5 protein-coding genes and 1 pseudogene are annotated in these 7,775 nt (G+C 59.0%); 1 reads left to right on the top strand and 5 read right to left on the bottom strand.

The window, feature by feature from the left end; all coding sequences use genetic code 11:
• Positions 1-618 precede the first annotated feature (618 nt).
• From PMI11_RS35775 to PMI11_RS35755, 5 genes and pseudogenes are all read right to left on the bottom strand, one after another.
• Positions 619-957: a hypothetical protein gene (locus PMI11_RS35775; protein WP_007827501.1), complete on the bottom strand. Its 339-nt coding sequence runs from the start codon at positions 955-957 to the stop codon at positions 619-621.
• Positions 958-1,036: 79 nt separating this feature from the next.
• Positions 1,037-1,294: pseudogene (locus PMI11_RS35770) on the bottom strand (transposase); the annotation flags it as partial.
• Positions 1,295-1,301: 7 nt separating this feature from the next.
• Positions 1,302-2,747, bottom strand: a complete 1,446-nt coding sequence (locus PMI11_RS35765) for an HlyD family type I secretion periplasmic adaptor subunit (RefSeq protein ID WP_007827497.1) — start codon at positions 2,745-2,747, stop codon at positions 1,302-1,304.
• 14 nt (positions 2,748-2,761) lie between these two features.
• A complete protein-coding gene (locus PMI11_RS35760; RefSeq protein ID WP_007827496.1) occupies positions 2,762-4,477 on the bottom strand; it encodes a type I secretion system permease/ATPase in 1,716 nt (571 codons plus the stop codon).
• A 103-nt stretch (positions 4,478-4,580) separates the two neighbouring features.
• Positions 4,581-5,159: a hypothetical protein gene (locus PMI11_RS35755; RefSeq protein WP_007827494.1), complete on the bottom strand. Its 579-nt coding sequence runs from the start codon at positions 5,157-5,159 to the stop codon at positions 4,581-4,583.
• 599 nt (positions 5,160-5,758) lie between these two features.
• Here PMI11_RS35755 and PMI11_RS35750 point away from each other — a divergent pair.
• Entirely contained in the window at positions 5,759-6,841 is a 1,083-nt protein-coding gene (locus PMI11_RS35750) for a hypothetical protein (protein ID WP_007827492.1), read from the top strand.
• Positions 6,842-7,775: the final 934 nt, after the last annotated feature.

Genomic DNA, 7,775 nt, shown 5'->3' with positions numbered 1-7,775 from the left:
GGTTCTGACAAGGGCGGCTCGGACAAGGGTGGTTCCGACAAGGGCGGCTCTGACAAGGGTGGTTCCGACAAGGGCGGTCATGACGAGGGCGGTCATGGCGGCCAGGGCAATGGCGAACACAACCCCAGTTAATCCGGCATCCTGAACCGGAAGAAGGACTTCAGGGACGAAGCCCTTCTTTCAACGGCAGTATCGAAAATGCGGCTCGGTGACGGTGTCTTCTTGCCACTCTCTGCCGGGCGCATTCCCTTTCCTCCCTCATTCCTGTGCCCGCGTGCTGGCGCAAAGGAAGTCACAGGAATTCAGGCGTCGCCTCCGCGCGGTGATGGTGCATATGTGCCGCGTAGATGTCATTGCGCCCCAAGGGGGCGGCGCGAATCTCTGTGAGATAACTCGGGCTGGGCCGGGAACACAGAGAAGAGGGAGGAGAGGGGTGTTTGTGAGGGGGCCGGGATCCGGGGAGGGGATGCCGGCTTTGGGGGGGGCAGAAAGGGGGTGCCGCGAGGTGCCCCCTTTTTGTTGTGCGGAGGCCCCGAAGGGGTATCCTCCACCCATCCCGATCTGATCCTGCAACCGGATCATCGGCCCGAACGGACGTTGACGATTCTTGACAAGTTCTCAGTCTTGATCCGGTAGCCGCTGAACAACCTCAACAATGTCTCTCGTGCGTGTCGCCCGCCCGCCCCATTTGGCGTCAAATTCCTTGCCCGACGATTGAATAGCGGCGTTCGCCGCCTCCAGACTGGAGAATTCGTAGAAGGCAGTGTGCTTGGAGGGATCGGTTCGGCTCCAGGTGCGCCAGGCCCGGAGCGCCCCAAATACACGCAATGCGTCTGGCATATGGCGATCGTACCATTGATCGAAGGGGCCTCGGTCAACCTCGTTCGGAACATCGGCATGCACGATCAGCAGCGCTCGAGTGGACATTTTCCCCTTTTCCCAGATCGCATATGACATGATGCGCTCCGATCCTATTCCCCGCCACAGGGGTCAACAAACCCCTCTGCTCTGGAGGTCAGTTTCGCCCTTTCGATGTCTTCGCCAGCATCTCGCTCAGCGTTGCCGCCGAGAGCATGGCTTCGGCCAAGAGCTTCTTGAGCTTCTGGTTTTCTTCCTCCAGTGCTCTCACCCTTTTGGCAGAGAGACCGCCGCTTCCGAACTGCAGGGATTGCCACCGATAGAAGGTGGGCTCGCTGATACCGTATCTGTGGCAAACATCTGCCACCGTCACCCCGGCCTGGTGCTCCTTCAGGATGCCCGTAATCTGGTCGTCGTCGAATTTTCTCTTGCCCATCACCGTCTCAGTCCTCGCGAAATGCTCTGTTGAAACTGTCGAGGAGTGGTCTGATGGCATAGAGCGCCACGCTGCTTTGGCCCGTTTCGATCAACGTCTGTGCGGGCATGCCCGCGATCAGTTCGACATTTTTCATTTTCGCCAGCCGCTCGTCCGTGACACGGATTGTCGCGGCATAGTAGGGCTGGCCGCTCTGCTGATCGATGAGGCGGTCGGCCGAGACATATTCGACCTGACCTTTCAGGAGCGGAACGCGCCGCTGATTGTAGGGAAGGAGGTGAACCTGCGCCTCGAGTCCCGCACGGACGAGGTTGATGTCCTCAGGCCTGACATGGGCAGACACGATCAGGCGATCGGAGCGTGGCAAGAGATCGACGAGCGGTTCGCCCGCGCCGACCACCCCACCGGCCGTGTGGATGCGCAGGTTCATGATCGTTCCGTCTTCGGGAGCGCGGATATCGGTCCTTGCGAGCTGGTCGTCGATCGCCCGCAAGCGCTCGCGCAGCTGCATGATCCGGCTTTCCGTATCGCGCATGCCCTGGGCGACTTCGCTCAACCGGTCGCTCTCAAGCTTTGCGATATCGGCCTGTGACTCGCTGATCACCTGGTTGGCGCGGGAGATCTGTGCCTCGACCTGGCCCTGCTGGCCATCGAGGTCTGCTTTTTCCCGCTGAAGGTTGAGAAGCCTACTCTTCTTTTCCAGTCCCTTGGCGTTGAGGGCCGTAACCTGATCCATTTCCTGGCTCGAGATCGTGGCTCTGTCGGCCAGTGATGCCTTCTGCGCGCCAAGTCCGACGATTTCCTGCCGCACCTGCGCGATCTTTTCATTGGCGATCTGGATTTCCGCCTGCATGACCCGGCGACGGGCTTCGAAGATTTTCTGTTGCCCTATCAGAATCGCGCCGACCGAGGGATATCTCTCCATTGCCGCCCTGAGAGCCCCGGGATAGGTGACATGGTCGTCGCCCGTCTGCTCCGCAAGCAAGCGGGCGCGGCTTCCTTCGGCGTCCCAAAGTTGCCCTTGAATGCTGTCGCGCTCCGAGCGAGACTTCGTATCGTCGAGCTCTATCACGATCTGCCCGCCCATGACCATATCGCCGTTCTTGACGAGGATCCGTCGCACGATCCCGCCTTCCAGGTGCTGAATGGTCTTGCGGCTGGTTTCCGGTTCGATAATGCCCGATGCGACCGCAGCGCTTTTCAGCGGCGCTAAGGCCGACCAGGTCCCCAATCCGACGATGAAGACCAGGATCAGCAGGTTGCCCGTCCAGACAACGCCTCTGAGCCCCGGCATGGGCGAGGGGGGCGCGGGTCCGCGTTGTTTCGGATCGATGACCGGGAGATAGGTTGTCTGTTGCACGGCTGGCGCTGTCGCTCGTCGAGCCAGTCGCAGACCCGTCCTTGAGAGATCTGAAAATTTCGCCAGCGCTACGTTCAATTGAACAAGGGTCACGGCGTCGTCCCTCCCTATGTTCCTGTTCGAGACGGTGGCTGAAGATAGGTGTCGTAGATACGGTCACTGTCGCCGAAGGCAGCCACCGTCCCGTTACGCATGATGGCAATCTTGTTGGTGACCGGCAGGATCCCCATCCGGTGCGTTATGATGACGATGGTCATCCCCCTGGATTTCATGCGCTCGATCGCCGTAAACAGCATTCGTTCGCCGTCATAATCCAGGCTCGAATTCGGATCGTCGAGAACGATGAGGGACGGATTTCCATAGGCTGCGCGTGCCAGTCCCAGCTGTTGGCGCTGAGCCCGAAGCAGCAGTTTTCCCCCTTCGCCGACATCGGTCTCATAGCCCCTGGGAAGCCGCATGATCGCTTCGTGCAGCCCGACCAGCTTTGCGGCATCGATCGCCTTGCCGGGATCTCCGCCGTCCAGCCGGCCGATCACATCCTTGATCGCTCCGCCGAAGAGTTCGATGTCCTGCGGCAGGTATCCGACATGGCGGGTTCCCCCGCAAAGGCGGAGCGCCGAAATATCGACCCCGCCGAGAAGAACACATCCGCTCGTTGCCGGCACGACGCCGGCGATGACGCGACCGAGCGTCGATTTTCCCGATCCCGACGGACCGATCAGCGCTACGCAATCGCCTGGCGCGAGGCGCAAGGTGATATCAGTCAATATCGGCCGATCGGCGGATGGCCTGACATAGCTGACATTATCGAGAATGAGGCCATTGGGTTCCGGTACAGGCACTATTCGGCCGTCGCCTTCCGATGCGACCGTTATCAGCATTCTGTTCAGGCGATTGAAGGCATTGCGCGCAAACGTGAATGAGCGCCATGCACCGATTGCACCCTCGATGGGTGCAAGCCCGCGCCCGAGCAGCAGGCTCGCAACGAAGATGATGCCGGGACTGCCGCTGTTGACGAGCACCAGCCATGTCGCCGATCCCATCATCAGGATCTGCGCGAGCGTGCGGATCGATTTGGAGAAACCAATAATGATCTCGGTGCGATGCATCGCGACGTCCTGCGCCTTTCTTGCCATTTCCGCATCGCGATAGACGATCTGCGCTGCGCCATCCTGCATGCCCATTGCCCTGATCACTTCGATGTTCTTGAGGGCGGTCGCAAATCGGATATAGCTGCTCGAAAGGGCAAAATTGGCCTGGGTCAGCGGCTCTTTCGTCGCCACTTCCGTCAGGAACGCAAACAGCAGAAGCGCAACTGCGCTCAGAAGACCGATGGTCCCGAGCAGCGGATGAACGAGAAAGAGCAGGAGCAGGAATACCGGCGCCCAGGGAACGTCAAAAAAGAGGGAACTGGCCGGTGAATCGAGAAACTGGCGCAATGCGGCCAGGTCCCTGTAGCATTCCGTGGCGGCTCCCGTATCGGCAAGAGTGGCATATTCGAATGATGCGGTCAGCACCATCGGCCGCAGCCTGTGGTCCAGCCAGCTGCCGATGCGCGAAAGGGCTGCCCTGCGCACGATATCCAGCATGGAGCCGACCAGCACGGCGATGGCGATGATCAAGGTCAGCATCAGGAGCGTGTCGGCGCTTCGGCTCGACAGAACCCTGTCATAGATCTGCAGGAGATAGATGGAAGGCGCCAGGAGAAAGAGATTATAGCCGCAGCTATAAAGGAAGACCAACCCGAAGGCGCCGGCACAGGCTCGGAGCGCAACAACGAGGTGGGTCTGGGTGTGCAATGGTTTTATGGAAATCGTTGCCATTATCAGATCTCACTGCATTTGATACTGACACGAAGTGGGCGTTTGCTGGTTCAGCAATACAGGAGGGTCGCCAGCCGAAACCGGCGACCCTCAGGGTCTGAGTTCATGAGCCGAGATGGCTGACGTCGATATGGCCGAAAGCGTTTATGAAATGATCGAGAGCATTGTTCACCGTCGTCGTTTCGGTTTCGGGATTGGTGTGAACCACTGCCGACGAGATATCGCCACCGAGAGCATTGTTCCCGTTGCCGCCGTTGCCGCCGACGCCTGCCAGGATGGTGGCATGCTGGTCAGCCACGAGCTGGGTGTATTGTGTTGCGGTCGTAGCCGCATTCACCGTAGCCGTGTCGCCGCCGCTCGTATTTCCTTGACTGCCGTTGGAGGTAGCCGCTCCCCCTGCGCCGCCGGCGCCGCTGGTGAGCGATGCCAGGAAGCCGTTCTGGGCCTGGCTGAAGCCACCGGGTCCACCGCCGCCGGCTTCCCAATCTGCCCCCTGCCAGACGTGATCGCCGTTGTGCAGATGGGTATCTGCCCCGTAGACCGTTTGCGTGGGGTCCACATAGGCAACCGGGTTGTAGTCGATATTGCCATGATTGATGCCATCGCCGCCGTTGCCGGCATTGGCGTCGCCTGCATCCGGGTTATGGAGGTAGATCGTGTCAGACAATTGTGGAATAGGCATTGATATCACTCCTTCTACTTCGGTTACTTCGTTTCGTCGGGTTCCTTCTACGGCTTTCCCCCTACGGTGTGGGTATTCAGGATCTCACCGCCAGCCAATACAACCGCGAGCGAATATTGCCTGCGATTTAAACTTTAAACTATCTAGATATTCGGTGACGTTCTTTCGGGTGTATACTTGGATGTGGCGAAACGTTATTGGATCGGTACTTGGCGATCGGGCGCCGGAGAGCATTGACGCGATCATCTCTGCGACTTCCCGTTTTTCAAAGTGACGACCATCCGGGCGAACCGGCTCTATTGCGGGGTTTTGATCAGGCTGCGCCTGGACCTTTCCCGGGGCTGAAAGACTCTCATGAGCCGCCGCGAGAATGGGGGAATATCCAGGGCCTCCAACCGGAAGGCGGATCTGATGCTCGCAAACCCGCATAACGGGCGCTGCGGCCATGCTAGCCAAATGGCTACAGAACTAGCCGACAGGATGTAGACGAATTGCAGGCTCTGCTTTTCCTGCGTTCAGAGGCACAATGTCTGAACAATTCAGCCTACATCCGCTGCACGCCCGGTTGCCGTGCGGTTGTCCGCGGAATGGAGACGGTAATGACGGAAACTCGTCCCTTATCGGAAGACCTGCCCAAGTCAGGCACCGATCAACACCTCGCCGCCAACGTGGCTGCGGGGCATCTGGCATTGGTGCCGACCTGGCTTCCACTGGATGTCGCTTCCGGTCCAACCTATTCAGCCGGCAGCGGCGGTGCTGGAATAAGCGACGGCGTGATCAGCAGCAATGCATTGGCCGTCTTCATGCCGTCCAATGCCGCTATTACAGGACCTCATTCGAGTGCCGAGGCCGTCCAGGGCAATGATGCGCTCATCAATCAGCATCCCACCGAAATGGCCGGGATAGGCGGGAATGGCGGAAGCGGCAATGTTGCCACCGGCAGCGGCGAGGGCGCCAGTCATGCCGGCAGCGGCGGCATGGGCCTCTTCTATGGTGGGCTCGTCAGCACCGAAACCGCGCTGTTTGTGCCCGTCAATACGGCCGTGGCCGCGGGCCCTGGCGCGGAGGCTCACGCCCTGCAATCGAACAACGCGCTGTTCCTGCAGGGCGCAACCCAGATCGGCGGCATGGGCGGCTCGGGCGGGGACCATAATGCTGCGGGGCATGACTCGCTGAGCCAGGGAACGTCGCTTACATTGACCGGCGACTTTTATGCGGGCCACGGCGGCAACGGATATTTCGTCGGCAGCATCGTCGACGTAAGCATTGCCATATTCTCACCGATCAACATCGCGATCGGCGCCGCCGGCGGCTCGGCTGAGGCGCATCAGACAAACAATGTCATTTTCGATCAGGGCGCTGTGCAGATTGCCGGCATCGGCGGCAATGGCGGTGGCTTCAACCTGTCGTCGGACACGATTTTCACCGGCAATCATGCGGGCGGCGGTGGCGGGGTCGGATCGTCGACCGGCGCCTTGGTAGACACCAATTTCGCCTATTTCCATCCCATCAACATTGCCGTTCCCGCCGGCGGGACGGCGGACGCCCAGCAGGTCGATCATGTTCTCTACGACCAGCATGCGCTCCAGATGGCCGGCATTGCGGGCCACGGCGGAGAGGGTAACCTCACGGACGCCCATTCGGCTCTCGTAGACGACATCCTGGGCTTCATGCACAGCTAGGACCAGGGTGATCGAAACAGCATATGTCGTTGGCATTGCTGCTGAAAGGCGGATCGCGGTAGATCAGATCGACGCTTGCGAAAGCGACTTCCTCTCGAAGAATTGTAAGGTTACCCCAAATCAAAGCTTATTCATTGCTGAACCCCGAAGCACTGGGAAATATATTGATCTATGCTTATTAAAGATTGTTGCGATGAGTTCATGGTGTTCTCATCTATACTGAGGTTGGTGGCTGTTAACCGCTCTTTCTGAGTCTACTGCAACGGCGCGTGCCCAATATAATGACACTTCATGTCGCCCTTTTCCGTAATCGAAATAATCCACCGGCAGACCAGCCGCGAGCTCAGCATCCGCCACTGCCTTTCTTTCCGCCGTGCATGAGTTATCGAGCATTGAAGCGACTTTTTCCGGATCTTTGTTTGAAACAAGATACGATTTCGTAGTCCGCTCCAAGCACTTTCCCAATGCACGCGCGGCTGACCAGTAGGGGCGCATCTCCGGGGGGTCATAGGGTGAGGTGGCACACGACCCCAGAGCCGTTACAATACTCAGAATAATGATCGTATATCGCAATGCATTCCCCGCTGAAATTGAAGTCTTGCTGAGTCTCGGCGTTACCATCGCTACCACTGAAGCCCATGTTTCAACACCCGCAATCGAAGATCATCGCTCAGGGCCGGCATGGCACGAAACAGTCGGCTCGCGCTGAGATACCGGACATCCCACCATGACCGTAACCGCATTGTCGTCTATTTCGGTCCTGGAGGCCGTAGCCTCCGGCCGACATCTGCCGGTCCGGCGCAGTGCTGCCTGCGTGAAAACGATGAGAGCCGGTATTAATGCCCAATGGCCCCTAATTATTCAGTAATCATAAAGGGTTACCGGCGATCTCAGGCTTTTGTTGCTTTTTGCGTTGGTCGTTTCGCTGTCGAGG

This window comes from Rhizobium sp. CF142 (genome assembly GCF_000281145.1).
Lineage (GTDB): Bacteria > Pseudomonadota > Alphaproteobacteria > Rhizobiales > Rhizobiaceae > Rhizobium.
This window is presented reverse-complemented; position numbering and strand designations above follow the sequence as displayed.